The sequence below is a fragment of the Cellulomonas sp. P4_B5_2 genome (genome assembly GCF_056402235.1).
Genome location: NZ_JBFUHU010000469.1, coordinates 1 through 2040 on the forward strand (window position 1 = coordinate 1; position 2040 = coordinate 2040).

The following is a 2040-nucleotide window of genomic DNA, read 5'->3' on the forward strand; positions in this document are numbered from 1 at the left end:
GGACTGAGGATCCCGTCCTCGAGCGCGTCGAGCGTCTGCACCAGCAGGCCGGCGCCGGCCACCGCGAGGCGTCCGAGCAGGTCGCCGGACGTGTCGCGCGGGCGGATCGTCTCGGTGAGGAACCCGAACACCGGGCCCGTGTCCAAGCCCGCCTCGAGGCGGAAGGTCGTGGCGCCGGTGACCTCGTCCCCGGCGATGATCGCGTGCTGCACCGGCGCAGCCCCGCGCCAGGCGGGCAGCACCGAGAAGTGCAGGTTGACCCATCCGTGGACGGGGACGTCCAGGAGCGCCGGCGGGATGAGGGCGCCGTAGGCGACCACGGGTGCCGCATCGACCTCGAGCTCCGCCAGCCGCGCCTGGAACTCCTCGTCCCGGGGGCGCTGCGGCGTGAGCACCTCCAGCCCGGCCTCCAGCGCTCTCGCCTTGACCTCGCTCTGCGTCGAGGACCGCCCACGACCGGACCGCGCGTCGGGACGGGTGAGCACCGCGACGACCTCGTGACGGGACGCGAGGAGCGCCTCGAGCGACGGCACCGCGGCCGCGGGGGTTCCGGCGAAGAGCAGTCGCATGGCGTCGATCCTAGGTGCGCGGCAGGTCGACCCCGCGCGCCACCAGGTCGGCCCGGAGGGCRTCCGCCGTGGTGAACAGGACGGCGTCGTAGCCGGCCGCCGAACCGGCGGCGACGTTCGCGGCCGAGTCGTCGGCGAACACGGTGCGCTCCGGACGCAGGCCGAACCGCTGCGTCAGCAGGGCGAAGATCCGTGGGTCGGGCTTCGCGACGGCGACCTCGCCCGAGACCAGCACGTCCTCGAGCAGCCCGATCGCGGGCGCCGCGGTCTCGGCCAGGTGGAACGTCTCGGCCGACCAGTTGGTGAGCCCGAGGAGCCGGACGCCGCTCGCGCGGAGGTCGCGCACGAGCTCCGCGGACCCCGGCACGGGTCCGACGAGCGAGTCGGCGATGTGCTCGACGTACAGGTCCAGCGCGGGCAGGTGCTCGGGCGCGCTCGCGGCGAGGGCGACCCGCGCGTCGGCCCAGGACCGACCGGCGTCCTGCTGGTGGTTGAAGGCCATGAAGTCGAAGTCGACGAGGAACGCCTCGGTGTCGCGAGCGGGCAACCGACCGGCGAACGCGCGACGCGGGTCCCAGCGCACCAGCACGTTGCCGAGGTCCAGCACGACGGTGTCGATCATCCGAGCTCTGCCGGGTCCAGCTGGACGCGCACCGTGCCGCCCTCGCGGCGGGCACTGCGCACCGCGAGCGACGCGGCCAGTGCCCGCGCGAGAACCGCACCGCCGGGACGCGGTACACGCACCAGGGCGCGCACGTCGGGCTCGAGCGCACCCGGCTCGGCTGCGCCGACCGGGACGGGCCCGAGGATCTCGGCGTCCGGGAGGTCGAGCCGGCCGAGCAGCGTGTCGACGGCGTCGCGGGGGCCGGTGACCGCGGCGATCCGCACCGCGGGCGGGAGTGCGAGCTCCGCACGCTCGGCGAGCTCGCGCGACGCGTACCCGGCAGGGTCCCAGCGCACGAGGGCCTGCGTGACGCGCTCCTCGGCGTCGCCGACCAGGACGACGATGCCTCCCTCGCCTGCCGGACGCACCAGCGCGGCGGCGGTCAGCCACCGGCGCAGCGCGTCCTCGCCGGTCCGCAGCGAGGCCCCGGCCGTGCTCACGGCGGCGTCCAGCAGCAGCGCAGCGGCGTACCYGCCGGGGGCCACGGGCTCGGCGCCCGGGGTCGCCACCACGACGGCGGGCACGTCCTTGACGGTCGCCAGCACGCCGCCGGCGGCACGGGCACCCGAGACGCGGATCGGCACCCCGGGGAACGCGCGCCCGAGCTCCTCTGCTGTGCGTTCCGAGCCGACGCGGACCGAGCGCAGCGCGCCCGCACCGCACTCGGTGCAGCGCCAGTCGGTGGCCAGCCGCCCGCACCAGCCGCACGTGGGGACGCCGTCGGCGGTGGTCAGCCCGAGCGGGCCGTGGCAGACGCCACAGCGCGCCGCCGCGCGGCAGCGCCCGCACGCGACCGCGGGCACGTAC

2 protein-coding genes and 1 pseudogene are annotated in these 2040 nt (G+C 76.3%); all 3 read right to left on the bottom strand.

The window, feature by feature from the left end; genetic code table 11:
• A partial coding sequence (locus AC1DUQ_RS21210) for a methionyl-tRNA formyltransferase (protein WP_477074573.1) occupies positions 1-569 on the bottom strand: 569 nt, incomplete at its 3' end.
• 10 nt (positions 570-579) lie between these two features.
• Positions 580-1191: an HAD-IA family hydrolase gene (locus AC1DUQ_RS21215; RefSeq protein WP_477062007.1), complete on the bottom strand. Its 612-nt coding sequence runs from the start codon at positions 1189-1191 to the stop codon at positions 580-582.
• Positions 1188-2040 (bottom strand): annotated as a pseudogene (locus AC1DUQ_RS21220) (primosomal protein N'); the annotation flags it as partial. The pseudogene AC1DUQ_RS21220 and the gene AC1DUQ_RS21215, both read right to left, overlap by 4 nt.